The 19,530-nt window shown below is 39.9% G+C and carries 14 protein-coding genes; 6 read left to right on the top strand and 8 right to left on the bottom strand.

Annotated elements, in window-relative coordinates:
- Window positions 1–190: 190 nt before the first annotated feature.
- Together D0S24_RS05020 and D0S24_RS05025 are read right to left on the bottom strand one after the other, a co-directional pair.
- Window positions 191–520 carry a hypothetical protein gene (locus D0S24_RS05020; RefSeq protein WP_309545090.1) on the bottom strand — a complete coding sequence of 110 codons (330 nt, stop codon included), beginning with the start codon at window positions 518–520 and terminating at the stop codon, window positions 191–193.
- A gap of 12 nt (window positions 521–532) precedes the next feature.
- Entirely contained in the window at window positions 533–1,021 is a 489-nt protein-coding gene (locus D0S24_RS05025) for a DinB family protein (RefSeq protein WP_117018771.1), read from the bottom strand.
- Between the two features lie 463 nt (window positions 1,022–1,484).
- Between D0S24_RS05025 and D0S24_RS05030 the strand changes: the two genes are divergently transcribed.
- A complete protein-coding gene (locus tag D0S24_RS05030; protein WP_117019315.1) occupies window positions 1,485–2,441 on the top strand; it encodes a YafY family protein in 957 nt (318 codons plus the stop codon).
- 270 nt (window positions 2,442–2,711) lie between these two features.
- Here the strand turns inward: D0S24_RS05030 and D0S24_RS05035 are convergent, their stop codons facing one another.
- Window positions 2,712–3,404 carry a LytTR family DNA-binding domain-containing protein gene (locus tag D0S24_RS05035; protein WP_117018772.1) on the bottom strand — a complete coding sequence of 231 codons (693 nt, stop codon included), beginning with the start codon at window positions 3,402–3,404 and terminating at the stop codon, window positions 2,712–2,714.
- Window positions 3,405–3,771: 367 nt separating this feature from the next.
- A complete protein-coding gene (locus D0S24_RS05040) occupies window positions 3,772–4,233 on the bottom strand; it encodes an Lrp/AsnC family transcriptional regulator (protein ID WP_117018773.1) in 462 nt (153 codons plus the stop codon).
- Between the two features lie 155 nt (window positions 4,234–4,388).
- On the opposite strand from D0S24_RS05040, the gene metE reads away from it, so the two are divergent.
- Together metE and D0S24_RS05050 are read left to right on the top strand one after the other, a co-directional pair.
- Window positions 4,389–6,701 (top strand): 5-methyltetrahydropteroyltriglutamate--homocysteine S-methyltransferase, encoded by a 2,313-nt coding sequence (metE, locus tag D0S24_RS05045; protein WP_117019316.1) that lies wholly within the window; start codon window positions 4,389–4,391, stop codon window positions 6,699–6,701.
- A 629-nt stretch (window positions 6,702–7,330) separates the two neighbouring features.
- Window positions 7,331–7,660, top strand: a complete 330-nt coding sequence (locus D0S24_RS05050) for a YegP family protein (protein ID WP_117018774.1) — start codon at window positions 7,331–7,333, stop codon at window positions 7,658–7,660.
- A 93-nt stretch (window positions 7,661–7,753) separates the two neighbouring features.
- Here D0S24_RS05050 and D0S24_RS05055 read toward each other — a convergent pair whose 3' ends face one another.
- The 4 genes from D0S24_RS05055 to D0S24_RS05070 form a co-directional block, all read right to left on the bottom strand.
- Window positions 7,754–11,944, bottom strand: coding sequence for a PAS domain S-box protein (locus tag D0S24_RS05055; protein WP_117018775.1), 4,191 nt, complete (start codon window positions 11,942–11,944; stop codon window positions 7,754–7,756).
- A gap of 188 nt (window positions 11,945–12,132) precedes the next feature.
- Window positions 12,133–12,540 (bottom strand): response regulator, encoded by a 408-nt coding sequence (locus tag D0S24_RS05060; protein WP_117018776.1) that lies wholly within the window; start codon window positions 12,538–12,540, stop codon window positions 12,133–12,135.
- Window positions 12,541–12,862: 322 nt separating this feature from the next.
- On the bottom strand, window positions 12,863–14,212 hold the full coding sequence (locus D0S24_RS05065; RefSeq protein ID WP_117018777.1) for a PAS domain-containing sensor histidine kinase: 1,350 nt from the start codon (window positions 14,210–14,212) through the stop codon (window positions 12,863–12,865).
- On the bottom strand, window positions 14,202–15,575 hold the full coding sequence (locus D0S24_RS05070; protein ID WP_117018778.1) for a sigma-54 dependent transcriptional regulator: 1,374 nt from the start codon (window positions 15,573–15,575) through the stop codon (window positions 14,202–14,204). The genes D0S24_RS05065 and D0S24_RS05070 overlap by 11 nt, the downstream gene beginning before the upstream one ends.
- A gap of 320 nt (window positions 15,576–15,895) precedes the next feature.
- On the opposite strand from D0S24_RS05070, the gene D0S24_RS05075 reads away from it, so the two are divergent.
- The 3 genes from D0S24_RS05075 to D0S24_RS05085 all read left to right on the top strand — a co-directional run bounded on the left by D0S24_RS05075 (window position 15,896) and on the right by D0S24_RS05085 (window position 19,354).
- The gene (locus tag D0S24_RS05075; protein WP_251795718.1) at window positions 15,896–17,245 is read left to right on the top strand and encodes a TolC family protein; all 1,350 of its coding nucleotides are present in this window, start codon (window positions 15,896–15,898) and stop codon (window positions 17,243–17,245) included.
- 1 nt (window position 17,246) lies between these two features.
- Window positions 17,247–18,497, top strand: a complete 1,251-nt coding sequence (locus D0S24_RS05080; protein WP_117018780.1) for an efflux RND transporter periplasmic adaptor subunit — start codon at window positions 17,247–17,249, stop codon at window positions 18,495–18,497.
- A 161-nt stretch (window positions 18,498–18,658) separates the two neighbouring features.
- Window positions 18,659–19,354 carry an ABC transporter ATP-binding protein gene (locus D0S24_RS05085; RefSeq protein ID WP_117018781.1) on the top strand — a complete coding sequence of 232 codons (696 nt, stop codon included), beginning with the start codon at window positions 18,659–18,661 and terminating at the stop codon, window positions 19,352–19,354.
- Window positions 19,355–19,530: the final 176 nt, after the last annotated feature.

The following is a 19,530-nucleotide window of genomic DNA, read 5'->3' on the forward strand; positions in this document are numbered from 1 at the left end:
TAAGTGACGACCCCAGTCATTTCGACCAACGGGAGAAATCACACTTGCTGCTCCTTGTAAACATCAATTGCCAGAATAATTTATCGTCATTGGGCAAGAAAAAATATGCATTGCCATAAAAGATAATTTGTGCGACTTCCCCTCGTTCATGCTTCGCTCTGTCGAAGTGACCACCCCGCCTTAATCAATATTATAATTCCTCACATAGAAAACCATGCTCGTTCAACAGTTTTGTTATGGAAATGGCCGGTACCAAATGGGTTTCGACCCGGAGGATATTGTCGCAATCCTCCAGATCAAAATTCCAGTAACCTCTTTTAGCAATCAATTTGTTCAGATCCGGTTTCAAGACTTTCACTTCACGTCTACTGTTAATCGATGTCTTAAATACCAATACTTCTTTCATCTGTTCATATTTATTGTCATTTTGTCGGTAAGACCTGCCTTTGCCGGCAGGCAAGTGTACTATCCAAGTAACCGTTTTCTGTGGATTTGAAAATTTTACTAATGGATATTTCATGCTACAATGCTATTAACGTTCATAAAAGGCAGGAGGTTCTATTCCCAATGATCTTAAATAGACGTAACCCTGTCCTCGATGGTGTATTTCATTGTCTATAAAGTAGAAAATGGAAGATATCACTGTACCTTCATACTGACCAAAAATTTTGATCTTCTTTTGGAATTGTTCTTCCTTGATCTGGGGCCAAAAAGTATTGATTTCTTCGGTAGCCTTGTCCCAAAGTTCCAGTAATACTTCCTTTTTGTTACCGTGTTCCAAATGCTCGTTAAGAGGAGCTGTATTCCCCGTAGCAATTTCCTTAATACCCGGTCCGGCAATTCCCAAAAGTTCCATAACCATTTCGGCAAAGGTGCGCATTCCCCCAATGGTATGGTTAAAAAAGGCTTCTTCGGGAAATGCTTCTATAGTTCTCCGTGTCAGTGCCCTATGTCCTTGCCAATGCTCTAGCAATTCCTGTGATGAAATAACTTGTGGGACCTTGTTCAATGTAGTGTGCATAATTCTATTTTTTAAGTGATTCATATTTCATGACCAAAATTAAGTATGGGGTGTGACAGCCCTATGTCAGTAGTAAAAAATAATTTTTTTAAAATATTCAACACACTAATTATCAAATAATTACAAGCATATATATACATAACGAACTACTTGGAATTAAGACCGCTGCGCTACAAGAACCAAGATAATAGAGAAATAATCCATTGCCGTGCATCGAGACTATTTGTGCACTTCAATCGAGGCCCGTCCGACAGGAAACCGGCCGGGTAGAGCCTCTCGATTAAAAACAATGTTGACAATAGGTTGTCACTTGGCCGTCTTTAATTTGTAAGCCGATCTTAAAAATAATCGGTACTCAAAAATTTAACAATATTAGCACTGTGACCAAATGGACAAAACAAAGTCGGTTTTAGGATTCTACTTTTATCTGAAGTCCTATCTTTGGAAAATATGTTGGGCAATTATGGGCAATAATACGGTAAATCGTTTTGATCGTATAGTAGCGATCTTGGTGCAGTTACAATCCAAACGCATTGTGAAGGCCCAGGAATTGGCGGACCGATTTGAGGTTAGTTTACGCACTATTTATAGGGACATTAGAACTCTTGAAGCTTCGGGCGTACCTATAATCAGTGAAGCCGGTGTTGGTTATTCCATTATGGAAGGCTATCGGCTGCCACCTGTCATGTTTACCCGTGAGGAAGTAGGGAGCTTTGTGGCTGCCGAAAAACTTATGCAGAAGTTTGTGGACAAGTCCCTTGGCAGCTACTATCAGTCCGCCATGTTCAAGCTAAAATCAATTTTAAGGGGGCGTGAAAAAGATTGGATTTCTGCCTTGGAGTCCCAAATATCGGTAGACCCTTCGCAACAGCTGTTCAATGAAGATTTGCCCAACGCCCTCGAAATTCTTTTTGAAAGTATAGCAGAGAAAAAACAGGTATTTTTAAGGTATCACTCCATACAGAGCGAACACCCTTCGGATCGGCATATTGAACCCGTAGGACTGTTCCATGAAAATAGTTTTTGGTACATTCTTGGGTATTGCCACTATAGAAGAGATTATAGACAATTTAGAACGGACCGGATGTTGGGCATTGCAAGAACCGCTCTCACCTTTACAAAAGAGCATGGAAGTTTGGATGAACATTTGAACAAAGAGGTGAATGTTCAAAAAACCAAGGTACGGATTTTGGTGGATAGAAGCATCGCCAGGTTTATTAACAACAATAGGAAACATTACGGCTTTGTTTCTGAAAAAATAAAGGGCAACAGCGTAGAAATGACATTTATGACATCGGACTTGGAACACGGATTTCCTAGATGGTACCTGATGTTTGGAGATTATGCCAAGATAGTAGAGCCCGAAGTCCTGAAACATAGGGTAAGGGCCATTATGGAAAAAACGGCTTCCAATCTATGATGGTTGCACTTTATGCAATTATTTTTCCTCACCCGGAATTGCCGAAAAGGCAGTCCCGACCTCTCCCAAGGAGAGGTAAATCCGTCCGAACGGCACGGGCGGGCACAGATCAAAGGTTGGAGAATCTTTAGATTTATATGTGATTTAAGTCTAGTCAATAGGCAAAAAACGGATTTTAATGCTCATAGCCGCAAGTATTAAGTCAACGTTAAAACGATTGGTATGCATGGGTTCGACTGCAAACTATAAAACCAATATTTGGGGAAAGCGTTAAACGTTGTAAAGCGCCTCCATCAATTCATTTTTTTTGTTTCTGCTCAATGGCACCTGTCTTCCTTCAACTTCAATATTCCTGCTATTGAACTTTTCCACTTTTTCCAGATTCACTATGTAGGATTTGTGGATCCTTAAAAATTTATCCTCGGGCAACTGTTTTTCAAAAGATTTCATTGTAGAAAGAATAACTATATTGCCCTCGTTGGTAACCACTTTAATATAATCCCCCAGCGCTTCAACCCATTTTATGTCATTCAAAACAACCTTGCGCTTTTTTAGGTTACTTTTTACAAAGATATATTCTTCTTCCTCGTTCGGCTTTTGCATTTGTTCATGTCTTGCCACTGCCCGTTTTATGGATGCCTCAAAACGGGAGGAGGAAATGGGCTTGTAGAGGTAATCGGTTACGTCATAATCAAAGGCCTTCAAGGCATAGTCCGGTTTACCGGTAATTAAAATAACCTGTGGTGGGTTTGTCAGGGATTCCAAAAGATCAAAACCATTGATGATGGGCATTTCAACATCTAGAAAAATAAGGTCGATGTCATTATTTTTAATCCCATTATTGGCTTCAATGGCATTGCTGTACTGGGCTACCAGAGCCAGATTGGGATTCTTGTTCACTAATTGGGCTACCGCCATCCGTTGCATAGACGAATCGTCTACAATTATACTTTTTAGTTTCATAATAAGCGTCTCGTGGGTTTAAATCTGGATGAAATTACTTAAATAGCCCTCCAAACCCTCAAAAATGATGTGAACGGCACATAATATGTTGTGTAAATGAAGATATAAGTGGTTTAACAATTTCCCTATGTTCCATTAGCTAATTTTAGCTTTGTACAGCACTGGAATCTGTTGTTCATATCCCTATAATAATTCTTTGGCCCCTTAAGCAAGAGGTTGGGCTACATACTATAAATTTGAAGAATAGGCAAAGTCAAAAATACCGCCCTTTGCCTGGATCTATTGGCAAATTCATTAATTTAAACGGAAAGAGGATAGGCAACCAACCTGAGGGTCCAATGGGAAATTAACGGATGATGGATTTCGGTCACAAAGGAACGGAATAAGTATTTTTAATTTCGCCCATCACAAAAGTACTATGGGCACTACCGATATTCTTTATTTCACCAAGGTGGTTCAGCACAAAATCCTGATAGTGTTTCATATCCCTGACCATTACCTTTAGCAAGAAATCATAATCCCCTGAAACATTATAACATTCAGATACTTCCTTGATGGCCAAAATATCCTTAACGAACTTATTGCCAATTTCCCTTGTGTGCTGTTTTAGGGTAATATTGCAAAATACGGTCAGGCCTTTGTCCAATTTCACCGCATCAAGTACCGCTACATACTTTTTTATATAGCCATTTTTCTCCAGTCGCTTAACCCTTTCAAAAACTGGGGTAGTAGACAAGTTCACCTTATTGGCCAAATCCTTGGTGGTCAGGTTGGAATTGCTTTGCAATAATTTTAGAATCTGAATATCGATCTTGTCCAAATCCGTCATAGAATAATATTCTTTTATTGAAACTACCTCCTTTTTAATTAGAATTATTTTCTAATTAATTATACATTTTTAGTATAATATTTCAAATATACACATATATATAGAAAATTAAAACATAATTACAAGCTTTGTCGAGAATTATGAAAATTATAAAAATGAAGACAAACCTTTTGGGCTACCCTAGAATTGGAGCCAACAGAGAGTTAAAAAAATCCTTGGAAAAATATTGGAGGGGCAGTATTACTATAGAAGAACTACACAAGGTCGGCAGGAATATTCGTCAAGAAAACTGGCAAATACAGCAATTCTACGGTATTGATTTAATTCCTTCCAATGATTTTTCCTTTTATGATCAAGTATTGGATGCCAGCATAACCTATGGCTGTATTCCTGAAAGATATTCTGAAATTAAAAAAGATAAATCTGAAATAGAGCTTTATTTTGCTATGGCAAGGGGCCTCCAAAAGGATAGTTACGACCTAAAGGCCATGGAAATGACCAAATGGTTCGACACCAATTATCACTACATAGTGCCGGAGTTCACAAAGGACCAATCTTTTTGCCTTAATTCCAATAAGGTAATAAATGAATATAAGGAGGCACTGAACCTTGGGATAAGGACCAAACCCGTGTTGATTTCCCCCTTTACCTATCTCTATCTCGGAAAAGAAAAAGAAAGGGGATTCCACAGGTTGGATCTTCTAGAGTCTTTATTGCCCGTATTTTATGAATTGTTGGAGCAATTATCCGATGAAGGAGCAGAGTACATTCAACTGGACGAGCCATGTTTGGCTTTAAACCTTGATAAACAGGAGCTTAATAAGCTGAAGGAACTTTATAACACCATTGCTCTAAAATTTCCCCGATTAAAAATAATCCTGACCAATTACTTTGATTGCTATGGGGATAATTTGGACACTGTATTGCAACTTCCGGTGCACGCGCTGCACCTGGATCTGGTAAGATGCCCATTACAATTGGATGATATCCTGGGGTCTACGCTGTACACTGGAAAACAAATACTTTCCTTAGGGATAGTGGACGGCAGGAATATTTGGCGAAACAACTTTGATGATACCCTGATCACGATGGACAAGGCAAAACAAAGTGTTGCCAAGGATAAGATTTGGATAGCCGGTTCCTGCTCCTTTTTACATTGTCCATATGACCTGGACCAAGAGAGCAATGAAGAGGGTCTGGATCCAAAAATTGCACAATGGATGGCATTTTCGAAACAAAAACTTCAGGAGTTGGTAATCCTAAGCCAATTGGCAACCGATAACCCCACGAAGGAAGCTGCCATTGAACTTGTCAATAACAGGCGCCTTTTTACGGAAAAAAGCACCTCGGAATTAATTCATCATCCAGAGACCAAACAAAGGTTACAATCATTGACGGAAGGCACAAATAATCGTACAAGCAGTTTCAATATTCGTAAGGAAAGACAAAAACAGGAGTTAAATCTTCCATTATTTCCCACCACCACTATTGGATCCTTTCCCCAGACCCAAGAGGTAAGGGCTTGGAGAAGTAAACTCAAAAGAAAGGAGGTTACCCAAACGGGATATGATGAATTTATTAAAAAAGAAACTGAAAAGACCATCCGTTTTCAGGAAGATATTGGATTGGACGTCCTGGTCCATGGCGAGTTTGAAAGAAATGACATGGTGGAGTATTTCGGGGAGAGACTAGAAGGATTTGCTTTTTCAACCAACGGCTGGGTGCAAAGTTATGGTAGTCGTTGTGTAAAGCCCCCTATAATATATGGCGATGTGCATAGGGATAAACCTATGACGGTAAAATGGACATCCTATGCGCAATCCTTGACCAAAAAGCCGGTAAAGGGCATGCTAACGGGTCCCGTTACCATTTTACAGTGGTCCTTTGTAAGGGATGACCAACCCAGATCCACCACCTGCAGGCAGATAGCCCTGGCCATTAGGGATGAAGTTTTTGATCTGGAAAGTACTGGAATAAAGATCATTCAAATTGATGAACCGGCCATAAGGGAGGGACTTCCTTTGCGGAAAGAGTATTGGAACACTTACTTAAAATGGGCCATTGAATGTTTCCGGGTGGCTTCGAGTGGAGTAGGGGACAGGACACAGATCCACACCCATATGTGCTATTCCGAGTTTAACGATATAATAAGGAACATATCGGATATGGATGCCGATGTTATAACTATAGAAACCTCAAGATCGGAAATGGAATTATTGGACGCCTTTGTCCAATTCAAATATCCCAACGAAATAGGACCTGGAGTATACGACATTCATTCTTCAAGGGTACCCAATAAGGAGGAAATGGAGCAATTATTGCAAAAGGCAACCCAACTTTTGCCAGTAGATAATATATGGGTCAATCCGGATTGTGGCCTAAAGACCCGGGAATGGCCGGAAACCAAATTGGCCCTGACCCATATGGTGGAAGTAGCCAAGAAAATGAGGAAGAAATACCACGCTTGACCAAACTATACAATGAAATTATATACCTGCCGACAAAGGCAAGGGACTATTGAGCAGTGGACAGCTGGCAGTGGGCAGTGGGCAAAAATTGCCTACTGTCTTTTTACTGAACACTGCCTTTTACCAACTATGGATACCCAAAATTTATAGAAACTAATCCCGAAAATTATCGAAAGCAGGGTTTTAACCTTTAACTAACAATACATGACAAAACCGATAAGAGCATATAAAATGCGTCATTGCAAACAAAGTGAGGCAATCTGCCCAATGGGCGACAGATCGCTTCGTACCTCGCGATGACGAAAAACTATTTTTCTCATGTACCAAACCTTTAACCGGATAATAAAATGCGTCATTGCGAACAAAGTGAGGCAATCTGCCCAATGGGCGACAGATCGCTTCGTACCTCGCGATGACGAAAAACTATTTTTCTCATGTACCAAACCTTTAACTGGATAATAAAATGCGTCATTGCGAACAAAGTGAGGCAATCTGCCCAATAGGCGACAGATCGCTTCGTACCTCGCGATGACGAAAAACTATTTTTGGTAATTTATGACCGACTATTTTTAAAAAATTCACTAGATTGTATCCTAATAGGTATATGTCCAATTTAACAAACATTTACAATGGGTAAATTTGAAATTAAAAAAGATAAGTCAGACCAGTTTAGATTTAGTTTAAAGGCCTCAAATGGTCAGGTGATTTTAAGCAGTGAAGCTTATAAGACCAAATCCTCATGCGAAAATGGGATTGCGTCCGTTAGGACAAATGCCAAGGATGACGGTAAATATGAGAGAATGACCGCCAAGAACGGTAGCCCTTACTTTAGCTTAAAGGCTTCAAATGGCCAGGTAATTGGTTCAAGTGAAATGTATTCCAGTACTTCGGCCATGGAAAATGGAATTGCATCGGTAAAGAGCAATGCCCCGGAGGCAGGGATCGAGGACAATTCTTGATCTCAAACAACTATTTTTTGGATTTTACGGAAAGGACGGCTTTGGGCCGTCCTTTTTTAATTCGGGGATTGTGTAATTAAAGGACCTTATAGATCATTTATTCGAAATTACCGATTGTGATTTGGATACAATTTCCTTAATAATGGTATCCAGTTCTATGGCCGAAGAATAAATATGGTCCAGCATTTGCTTTTTTTCGCTATCATCTACCAGGTCTTCATTAAACAAATCTATAATACCCATGAGTCGGGCCAAAGGGGCCCTTACAAGATGGGATTGTGTCCAGGCTATTTCCCTCAATTTTTCATTTTGCTTTTCAACAGCGCTTTGGATCTGTCTTTTTTCCGTAATATCCTTTATATAAAGCGATATAGTTCGTTCCGAGGGGTAGGCACTAACCTCCAGCCATTTATTCAATGTTGGAATGTATTCCTCTAAATTTACCATATTTCCTGCCTTAATTCTTCGGTAGTATTTCAGGTAATCCTTTGCATTTATATTATCCCATTTAAAATCCCAAAAATTCTTTCCAACGGTATTTTCCTTATCAACTCCCAATAACTCTTTTGCCTTTTCGTTCCAATAGGTAATGGTCCACTCATGATCCAACGAAATAAACGCATCCCCAATGCTTTCCAGGATATCATTTTTATCATTGTTGGCCTGTAGCATTTTTAGTTCGGCCGTTTTCAGGTCGTTTATATCCTGGATACTTCCTATTATCCTAAAGCATTTATCAAAGGCAAATTCCGGTTTTCCTATCATTCTCACCCAACGCTCATTCCCCTTGGCCGTTATAATTGGAAGTTCCAAATCCCAAGGCTTCCCCTTATGAATCGCATTATTGATTTCCTGCAAAATCCTTTCCCTAGTTGGCCCATCCTTACAAAAACCAAGAACACTTTCTATGGTAGGGGCGTAGTTCCTATCCACCTCATGTATTTTCTTTACCATGGGAGACCAATATATGGTAGAGCGATTAAAACTCAATTCCCAAGTACCTATTAGGGCCAGATCGGTTACCTCGTTCAAAATGCCTTTCAGTTCCCTATTCTCCGTTACATCTTTTGCTACGGCAAAAATAGCATCTTCTTCCTCGTTGGATCTCGCTGTCCAACTAAGCCATATAGTTTCCCCATTTTTACTAAGGTAGCGGTTCTCAAAATGCTTGTATGATTTGCCAGTGTATAAAAATAATTGTTTGTTTCGCGTTCTTTCCCGATCTTCCGGATGTACAAATTCTATTATTTTCCTTGATAATAATTCCTCTTCTGAATATCCCAAAAGTTTGGATGCCGCCGGATTTATTTTTTTAAAGAATCCGTCCTTACCCGCTTTACAAAGAATGTCCGGTGCAAAATTAAAAACATGCTCAAGTTCGGTTTCTATATGCTTTCGTTTAATTTCGGCCGCTAAATGGCCGGCCACTTCCTTAAACGGTTCACTGCGGTACAATTGTGAATTTATTCCGTGTTCGGCACCCAAAAGAAGTACACCAATGAATTTTTTATTGTGAACCAAGGGAATACCCATAACACACTCCATTCCCAATGTTTTCAATATCCCCTTTTTTTGTGGATTCTTCAGTTTCCCTATATCCCATACTTCCAAACTTTGCTTCTCCCGGATGCTATTCACTAATTCTTCCAGGTATCCCAATGATTCTTCCTCTTCAGAGTGGTCATGAAATTGTGTATCGATCCTCACTATATTATATTCGTCAGGGGACTTTAATTCGATATTTTCGGACCTGGGCAACCATATTTCAGCAAGCTTGAACCCTCCAATATCCACGAAATGGTCCAAAACACTTTTTAGGCACTGCCTTAAATACTTTTCGTGACCGAAAATTAGACTTATATCGATCATTAGGGTATTGAGCAACTCTTGGTTTTTTTCAACTGTAACATCCCGTTCTATGGATATCCAATGGGTAAACCAACCTTTCTCGTCCGCTACCGGACTTATTGAAAAATTGATCCAAAACTCCTCTCCATTTTTTTTATAGTTGATGATGGTTATTTCGCAAGGCTCCCATCTACTCATGGCTGTCTTCAACCTCTTTAATTCCGCTATATCCGATTTAGGTCCCTGCAACATTCTCGGTGTCCTACCAATCACCTCTTCGGCCGTATATCCCGTCATTTTTGTAAAGGCTTCGTTGACGTACAATATTCTAGGGCCCGGTTCATCAATTGGCTCCGCTTCTGTGATCAAAACCGCATCCCTGGTATTGGTTACTACTGATTCCAACAACTTTAGCCTATGATCTTCCGTTTTTTGTTGGGTAATATCCTGTACGGTACCATCCAATTTGGATGGACTCCCATTAATTATCAATTCTGGTTGACCCAAATGACGGACCCACTTTATGGAATTGTCAGGTATAATAATTCTATATACATGGTCATATTTCCTGCTCTGGGAAATGGCCCGTTCATTTTCCCTTTCAAATTGTTCCCTATCATCTGGATGCATGGAATCCATGAAGGACTCATAGTTCAGTTGAAATGTATCGGGATCCCTTTCCCATATCCTATAGACCTCTTCAGAGCAGTTTAGGGACATATCCTTTAAATCTATCGACCAATAGCCCAGCTTTGCAATGGTAGTGGCACTTTTAAGCTTATTTTCGGAATGTTTTAGTTTGCTAAAATACTCTTCCCTCTCGGTTACATCGGTACAAGTGGCTAGGACACACCTTAGTCCGTCTATATTAAGAGGTTGCCCAACAATCTCCATTTTTACCAATTCCCCATTCCGCTTTTTGTGGATATAGATTCCGGCCATAAGGGATCCCGTTTGAAGTTGTAATACATCCAGTCCCTTCAACAAAGCCCCTATTTCTTCTTTGGGCCTTAAATCTTTTGCGTTCATTTGAAGTAACTCGGCCCGGGAATAACCATAAAACGCTATCATGGCATCGTTTACATCTACAATTTTGCAACTTTCCAGTTCCAGAATGTATTTGGGATAGGGACTACTGGTGAAAAGCAATCGGTGCTTTTCCTCGGAAGCCTTTATTTCCTGATATGTCATCACCCTATCCGTAATGTCCCTAGCATTGATCACAATACCTTGGATCATTGGGTCATCATTCAAATTCACCATCAATATTTCCAACCATTTCCAACTGCCATTTTTATGTTTAAAACGAAATGGCTTGGAAACAAAGGGCTCATTTTTGACGAACTTGGAAAAGTAATAATTTACCTTTTTCTTATCGGAACCATGAACATTACTAAATATATTCTTCCCGATCAACTCGTCCGAGCAATATCCCAAAGCAGATTCCCATATAGGATTTACATAGGTATAAGTACCCTTCAAATCCACTATGGACAGCCAATCATAACCCGCCTGTATTACGGAGGTATACTTTGGGTGTATCAATTCTATTTGTTCCCATACTTTTTTTTGTGATGTAATGTTCTGGATATCCCCTTCAATTTGATACACTGAACCGTTTTTCTTATAGCTGGTATTGAGAACCCTAATGGTAACAAAAACAATGTCCCCGGACTTGTGTACCAGCCTACATTCCAACTCCTCGTCCTTTAGGTTATTTTCAAGCCAAGCTTGAAATTTGATATTTACCTTATCCTGATCAAAATAATGGACCAGATCCAGCCAATTGGCAAATGAATCAAGATGAAGTTCGTCCTGGCCATATCCCAAAATACCAAGAAATAATTCGTTGCACCAAAAATTTCCTGTAATTCCGTTCAATTTCCAGAGCAAAGAGCCATTTGTTTCCAAAAAGTTACCAGCGGTAAGCCTTGTGTTGTCTACAAAAGTCCCCTGATTTTCAGATAAACCATGCGGGTTATGAAGTAAACCCAATAATGCCGCCTGATTGGCCAGGATTTTTATACTTCTCTCTTGACTATTGGTTATCTTATTTGGTCGGGTATCATAAATGCACATGAAACCCAAAATCCCCCCATCGGAATCATGGATGGCTGCAACAATCAGAAATAGGGGGGAATAGGAGGATATTGTTTCAATATCGGCCAATATATCCGGATTTTTAAATTCATCCTCCAGAACAAGTAATTTACCCGACTTGTTGCGAATGTGCTCCCAAATGAGCTTTTCTATTTTGGAACCTTTGAAATGGGGATTTAAGAAAGTCGTCAGGTCCCTTGGTAATTTTAATATGGCTGCCTTGGCGGTAGAAGATCCAATGATATCAGCAGCTAAATGGCAAATATCCATGGAAGTATTTTCTCCAAGTTCCAAGCTTGGGTAGGAGGGAAGAAATTCAACGCTATTATGATACATTAATCCATATTATATATTTTCTAGTCTACATTAAAAACAAGTATCAATACCGTTTTTGGGGCTTAATTCCGAAAACCGTAGAAATTTCCGAAGCTAAAAAGCTGTGCGCAAGAAAATTAAATGAGTGTCAATTGGGCTCTAATCTATTGACAAAAATTAGTTTGTAAATTCCATTAAACAAAAATGTTCTAATGAACAGCGGTCAACCAATTATCTTTAATGTCCCTGAAAATGCCAATAAACTCCTGGATTTCCAAAGGTTTGTTTATAAAGCAACAGGTTTGCCCGTTAAATTGAGGAGGAGCTTTATGTCCACTGGAAGTCATAATAATTACCGGGATATAAAAATTACTCAAGCCCTTCATTTTAGAAAGTATATTTTCCCCGTTGATCATTACCAACTCTTGGTTGGCAATGATCAAATCGGGCACCTCCTTACTTTTATGTTCAAAAAGGCTTTGAATATGAAGTACGGCTTCAAAACCGTCTTCCATTAAGTGAACATTACAAAATTCGCCATTTTGTTGAAGGGATTCTTTGATCAAAAGGGCATCGAGCACACCATTTTCTATCAAGAGAACATTCTTTATTTTCATATGGTTAAGATTCTATTGGATTTGGGTATTATTCTTTAACCCCGAATTTGACTTTTTATTCTATTAAAATCAAACTATTTTAGGTTGAAAACTGTTAAAGTTTTTCCCTTGCCGTGACACCAAAATTATAATTGCTGAAAATGAGCGACTTACATATGTGTATATATCTGTTTCACATCTAATCTAAACGTACCCCTTACTACAATTTAAAAAATACGGTTATGCCAATCAACTACCTCGGGCAGGTCCGTAAGAAATTAAAGCGAACTAAATCTTACCCATTTCGATGCAGGTCATCGGGGAATTATACCCATTTAATGGGTTAAAAAAATAGCAAAAATGAAGTTTCTATATCAGGCGTTGAAACTACTTTTAGGCTCCCCCCATGCAAGCGTAATATCTGTTTCGAGAAACTAAGGCCTACCCCCGTACCTGTATTTTTAGTAGTGAAAAAGGGAACAAATATCTCGTTGATCAATTCGGGGGAAATACCCGGTCCATTGTCTTGCACTTCTATAAATTTTTGCCCTTCCGCATTGGTTCCGGCAATTAATTTAATAAAACTATTTTCTTGATTGGCGAGCGAATGTAGCGCATTTTTACATAAATTGATCAATACCTGGGTAATTTGTTTTTCATCAATGAAAAGTTCCAGGTCCGGGGTCTTTACTTGTAGTTCAATGGAGGTATTGGAATATTCATGGTCTTGCCCTACCAACAATTTCACTTTTTCCAATAAATTTTGGACCCTTACAATTTTTTTGTCCGGTACGGGAACGTTTAAAAAACTTCGGTACGATTGTACGAAACTCATTAAATTGGTGCCTTGATCCCTTATGACCTCCAATCCTTTTATAGTGCTGTCCAATCGTTTTTGATATTCCGTGCCATTCTCAGTCGGCAGATCCCTTTTTTCGTGATATTTTAAAATGGAATCGGAAATGGAAGTTATGGGCGTAATGGAATTCATAATCTCATGGGTCAGGACCCTGATCAATTTGGTCCAGGATTCGGTTTCCTTTTCGTCCAATTCCTGATGTATGTCCTGGATAACCACCAATAACAATTCTTGCCCGTCCAAATTAAAGGAGGAAGACTTTATAGCCAGATCAATTTTTTCGCGCTCGTTGGTCAATTGGAACATTCTACGCTCAAAAGGCTTTAATTCGCTAAATATGTGGTATAAACTTTCATCCACTTGCGAAAGTTGCTTTATGTGGTTAAGTGGCGTATAATTCAGCATCTGCTCCAATCTGGGGTTGGCAAAAAGTATATGTCCCTTGTTGTTAATGGCCAAAATACCTATGTCCGCCTGTTTTAAGATCTCTTGGTAAAATCGCTCCTGGGTCTGATTTTTCAAATGTATCCTCTGAATCATTTCATTCAGCATATTCAGACTGTGGTTAAGCTCTTCAAGGGACTTCACGCTTAATTTTTCAGGGAATCGCAGCGTGAAATCCTCATTTTTTATCGCATCAAAGAAATAGGCTATTTTTCTGTTGGTCTCATTGACATATCGTATCAAATAATAGGTTTGCAGTATCAGGACGGCCAATGTCAGAACGGCAAAAAGGTACTTTTCCCGAACAAGAAGAAATCCTGTCAACAAGGCCACAGTGGTTATAAGGCCAACTCGGAAAATAGTCTGAAAATAGAAATTTTTACTCACCATTATTTTCCTGCCTTTTAATTTTATTGTAGAGCGTTTGCCTTGAAATTCCCAATTGGGCCGCAGCGGCACTATAATTGCCATCATTGTCCTGCAGGGCGTTCATAATCATAAAATGCTCCATTTCATCCAAGGTTTTTGGGCCCACCTCCAAAGATGGGGACGATTTGGCATTCAAAATGAAGTCCGTCGGCTTTAAAATGTTGCCTTCGCATAATATTACGGCCCTTTCCATAGTGTGCTGTAGCTCCCTTACATTTCCAGGCCAAGAGTATTGTTTTAATTTTTCTTCGGCAATATCGGTGATTCGAAGTCCATGTTTGCCGTATTTGGCTCTAAATTTTTTTAGATAAAAATCGCTCAGCACCAGAACATCATCGCCTCTTTCCCGTAATGCCGGTACTTTTATGGGAATGGTATTTATTCTATACAACAAATCCTCCCTAAACAGGCCATCGGCCACCATTTGCTCCAAATTGCCATTGGTAGCACAGATCAATCGAATGTCTACCGGAATCTCCTTGTTGGAACCCACACGGACAATCACTTTATTTTGAATGGCCGATAATAATTTGGCCTGCATTTGCAAGGAAAGGTTGCCTATTTCATCCAAAAATAAGGTACCCCCATTGGCCGCTTCAAACTTACCGGTTCTATCTTCCTTGGCATCCGTAAAGGATCCTTTGAGATGTCCGAACAGTTCACTTTCAAATAAATTTTCTGAAATAGATCCCATATCTACCGATATAAAGACTTCATTCTGCCTTGGGGACATTCTGTGCAATTGTTTGGCTATAAGCTCTTTGCCCGTCCCGTTTTCACCTGTTATCAAAACATTCACATCGGTTTTGGCTACTTTGTTGGTCAAATTTAAAACAGAGGTCAAAGCTTTCGAATTACCAATAATATAGTTACTGTCCTGGTTGATCAACTGCTTTAAATTACTTTCCTTTTGTTTTAATTGGGATATTTCTTTCTGGGACTTGCGAAGCAAATAGGCCGCCTTTACGGTTGCCAAGAACTTGTCATTGTTCCAGGGTTTAAGTATAAAATCGGATGCGCCTTCCTTTAGGGCCTGTACGGCCAATTCTACGCCCCCATATGCCGTCATCATTATAACGGCGGTAAGAGGCGCCTTTTTCTTAATTTCCTTCAACCAGTACAAACCTTCGTTCCCTGTATTTACCCCGGCAGAAAAATTCATATCCAACAATACCACATCAATTTGGGATAAATCCGGAAATGAGGATATTTGATTGGGGTTGGAAATAACGGATACGCTGGAATATTCAAATTGTAAGAGTATTTCCAAAGCGGTCAGTACACTTTTGTTATCGTCTATTACCAAAATTTTTCCTTGGATCATAAGAACTACTTTAAGTGGTTTCAATTTTTACATTTCCCTTCTTTAAGTCGAGATGGGAATTAAGGTCCCGCCTTCCAAAAAGTGGATAAACGTATATTTTTGGCCTAATTCCATAACCAAAACTACAATATGGAATTTGCATATCATACAAAGTGTCAAAATTTTGGACATTAATTGTACAACTATTTTACAATAAAATTTATATTAACGCTCATACTGTTTGTAACTTGTTTTTAATCAACACTTTGCATTTGTGGCATGAACTTGGGTCAGGGTTCTTGGCACATTGTAATATTGGTGCCATTTATAATTGGATTTGAATGATGAATTTTAAGAAAGGAAAATTATTTTTTTCACTATTGCTGATTACGATGTATGTAACAGGCCAGGAGAAATGGACCTTGGACAATTGTGTTGCCTATGCTTTGGAACATAATCTTACGCTGCTCGATTATCAATATTTGGAAAATTCCGATAAGGAAAGTTACAAGCAGTCCATTAGGGATCTACTCCCTAGGGTCAGCGCATCTGCGGATTACAATATTCGCTATGGCCGATCTACCGATCCCAATACCAATGATATCATAAATACCGATTTCTTTTCCAATGGCTATTCCATGGGCGCTTCCATTAATCTGTTTCAGGGCTTTCAAAAAATCAACACCATTAAGGCTAGAAAGCTTTTGTTCAGGGCAAGCAAGGAAACGGCCCAGCAACAAAGGTTCCTTTTGGCCCTGAGGGTAATGAAGGCCTATCATGACATTCAATTTTATGAAGGGCTATTGGCCATTTCGCAGGAGCAATTGACGATCTCCGAGGCCAATTTTAAGCTTGCCAAAAAACAAATAGAGCTGGGATTAAAGGCAGGGGCCGATCTATATGAGGCAGAATCCCTACTCTATACCGATCAATTGGACCTTACCCAAAATGAAAACCTGTTACAGGCGGCAAAACTGGGCCTGATCCAAGAAATGAATTTGGAAAATACCAACACTTTGGAAATAAACCCTATCCTTCCCAATATTACGGCAGAATCGGATATGGTAACGGATAGTATTTACGGTTTGGCTAAGGACTTTGTACCCTTATTAAAGGCACAAAGGTATAGGACGGAGGCTGCCAAAAAGGAACTGGCCGTAACAAGGGGCAGGCTTTATCCATCACTATCCTTTGCCACGGGCTATGGTACCGGGTATTATGAAACTACCAGGGATACCATGGGGCTGACCATCCCGTTCAAAAATCAAATAACGGACAATGCCTCCAGATATATAGGCTTTTCACTTAATGTTCCCATCTTTAATGCCTGGTCTACCCGCTCCGCCATTAAACAGCAAAAAATAACACTGGATAGGGAGCAAAATAATTTAAAGATCCAGGAACAGGAAATATTTAAGGCCATACAACAACTGGTTCAGGAAAACGAAGCCTTAAAAGTAGAACACCTCCTAAGCGAAAAACAAATTATGGCCCAAGAGCAGGCCTTTGAAGTGGCCCAAAAAAAATATGAGAACGGATTGTTTACATTTATGGAATTGGGCCTTGCAAAATCGATGTATGCCACTGCACAAAATAAAAATTTGCAGGTAAAACTGCTACTTCAAATTAACAGGAATACATTGTCCTTTTACCAAGGCCTGCCAGTTTTTAACATTAATAGCATCAATTAAAATGGATATACAATTAGAAAAGAAGAAAGGACTTAGACCAAAACACTATGGCTACATTGCGCTTGGGGGCCTGCTACTGTTCGTAGGCTGGAAAATGGTAACGGGCAGTGTAGGCAATACGTTTAGAACGGAGAAAGACAAATTGTCCATTGCCGAGGTCGTCCAGGGAAAATTTGACGATTACATTACCATCAATGGTACGGTGGCACCCATTGCTACCATATATATGGATGCATACGAAGGGGGGAGGGTAACCGAAAAACTGATAGAGGAAGGTGCCATGGTAAAAAAGGGCGACATTATCCTTAAGTTGGATAATATTGGCCTTTATGAGCAAATTTTGAATAGTGAAAGTAATTTGGCCCTAAAGCAGAACGACCTTAGGTCTACCAAACTCACCTTCGACTCCAGACAGGTTGAAGGCAGAAAAGCCCTGGCAACTGCCAAGACCGAATTACAACGTATGGAAAGAAATTTTGAACAAAACCAAGCTTTGTTTGAGGAGGAATTAATTTCCAAAGAAGTGTATCTCACCTCAAAGGAAGATTATGAGCTTTCCAAAAAACAATACGAAATTGTAAAAGTACAGACAGAAAATGATGACGAACTCAGGAGGACTTCCCTGCCTGTACTGGAGACCGATCTAAGCCGAATGCAAAAAACGCTGGGTATGGTCTATCAGCGTTTGGATCACCTGAACGTAAGGGCACCGGCGGATGGACAATTGGGATTTTTGGATGCCGAGATAGGGCAGAACATTGGTCAGGGCCAGCGTATTGGGCAGGTAAATGTGCTCACGGACTATAAGATAGAGGCGGATATAGACGAACATTATATAGATCGGGTGAAGCGGGATTTAAATGCTTCCTTTGACCGTAATGGTACAGAACATAAATTGAGGTTGAGAAAGGTATATCCGGAGGTACGCAATGGCAAATTCAAGATAGACCTGGTTTTTACGGGTGAAAAGCCGCAGAATATTCGGGCCGGTCAAAGTTATAATATAAAACTGCAGTTGGGGGAATCCAATGATGCGCTTTTGTTGCCCAAGGGAAGCTTTTTCCAAAGTACGGGCGGACAATGGATCTTTGTAGTAAATCCGGATGGCAATCAGGCATTAAAGCGAAATATAAGAATAGGCAAACAAAACTCCAGATATTATGAGGTTTTGGAAGGCTTGGAGAATGGTGAAAAAGTAATCACCTCCAACTATGATAGTTTTGGGGATGCGGATAATATTGTGCTGAAATAAGAGACCCCACCCCAAAGGAGAGGGGACTTTTAATATTAGGAAGGAAAAAAGAGGAAAGAAATAAGAGGAAAGAAATAAGAGTAGAGACATAAGAATAAATTTAAAACTGTCACAAATGGGGTGGTAACAACATCCTTACATTAACCAGTAAACCTTTTAGAATGATACAAATACAAAACCTTAAAAAGAGCTTTAGGACCGAAGAGGTAGAGACCTTGGCTTTGAACAATGTAAACCTCAGGGTACAGGAAGGGGAATTCGTAGCCATAATGGGCCCTTCGGGCTGTGGCAAATCTACCTTGTTGAATATAATAGGTATGCTGGACAACCCTAGCTCCGGAAGCTATCAATTTGCCGGCCATGAGGTGGGGCACTTAAAGGAAAACCAGCGTACCCAGCTACGTAAAGGGAACCTGGGCTTTGTCTTTCAAAGTTTTAATTTGATAGATGAACTTACCGTCTATGAAAATGTAGAACTGCCATTGATCTACCTCAAAATGAACAAAAGTGAGCGTAAGCAAAAAGTGATGGCGGTATTGGAACGGATGAAGATAGCGCACCGCGAAAAGCATTTTCCGCAACAGCTCTCCGGGGGCCAGCAACAGCGCGTTGCCATTTCAAGAGCGGTAGTTACCAATCCAAAGCTGATTCTGGCGGATGAGCCTACCGGAAACCTCGATTCCAAAAATGGGATCGAAGTGATGAATTTGTTGACGGAGTTAAATCAGGAAGGCACCACCATAGTGATGGTAACCCACTCGGATCGGGATTCCCACTATGCCCATCGCATTGTGAACCTGTTCGATGGTCAGATTGCCACCGAAAGCCATAATAGGGCGATGGTTAGTAAACAGTGAACAGTTTAAAGTTGGCAGGGGCAGTGAGCAGTATACAGTGAACAATTAACAATAAAACAATGGACATAGAATAGGCCCCACCCCGGCCCTCCCCCAAGGAGAGGGAGTTATTGGGTTAGTGAGTTGGAGATATAAGTTAAATTAAAACCGGATCCATTCCCCCTCCTTGGGAGGGG

The organism is Arenibacter sp. P308M17, from assembly GCF_003426735.1.
GTDB lineage: Bacteria > Bacteroidota > Bacteroidia > Flavobacteriales > Flavobacteriaceae > Arenibacter.

Bases quoted from the DNA above. Each gene is read 5' to 3' on its own strand.
- D0S24_RS05020 (WP_309545090.1), bottom strand. From the start codon at position 520: ATGAAATATCCATTAGTAAAATTTTCAAATCCACAGAAAACGGTTACT.
- D0S24_RS05055 (WP_117018775.1), bottom strand. From the start codon at position 11,944: ATGTATCATAATAGCGTTGAATTTCTTCCCTCCTACCCAAGCTTGGAA.
- D0S24_RS05035 (WP_117018772.1), bottom strand. From the start codon at position 3,404: ATGAAACTAAAAAGTATAATTGTAGACGATTCGTCTATGCAACGGATG.
- D0S24_RS05040 (WP_117018773.1), bottom strand. From the start codon at position 4,233: ATGACGGATTTGGACAAGATCGATATTCAGATTCTAAAATTATTGCAA.
- D0S24_RS05065 (WP_117018777.1), bottom strand. From the start codon at position 14,212: ATGGTGAGTAAAAATTTCTATTTTCAGACTATTTTCCGAGTTGGCCTT.
- D0S24_RS05075 (WP_251795718.1), top strand. From the start codon at position 15,896: ATGATGAATTTTAAGAAAGGAAAATTATTTTTTTCACTATTGCTGATT.
- D0S24_RS05080 (WP_117018780.1), top strand. From the start codon at position 17,247: ATGGATATACAATTAGAAAAGAAGAAAGGACTTAGACCAAAACACTAT.
- D0S24_RS05050 (WP_117018774.1), top strand. From the start codon at position 7,331: ATGGGTAAATTTGAAATTAAAAAAGATAAGTCAGACCAGTTTAGATTT.
- D0S24_RS05025 (WP_117018771.1), bottom strand. From the start codon at position 1,021: ATGCACACTACATTGAACAAGGTCCCACAAGTTATTTCATCACAGGAA.
- metE (WP_117019316.1), top strand. From the start codon at position 4,389: ATGAAGACAAACCTTTTGGGCTACCCTAGAATTGGAGCCAACAGAGAG.
- D0S24_RS05070 (WP_117018778.1), bottom strand. From the start codon at position 15,575: ATGATCCAAGGAAAAATTTTGGTAATAGACGATAACAAAAGTGTACTG.
- D0S24_RS05030 (WP_117019315.1), top strand. From the start codon at position 1,485: ATGGGCAATAATACGGTAAATCGTTTTGATCGTATAGTAGCGATCTTG.
- D0S24_RS05085 (WP_117018781.1), top strand. From the start codon at position 18,659: ATGATACAAATACAAAACCTTAAAAAGAGCTTTAGGACCGAAGAGGTA.
- D0S24_RS05060 (WP_117018776.1), bottom strand. From the start codon at position 12,540: ATGAAAATAAAGAATGTTCTCTTGATAGAAAATGGTGTGCTCGATGCC.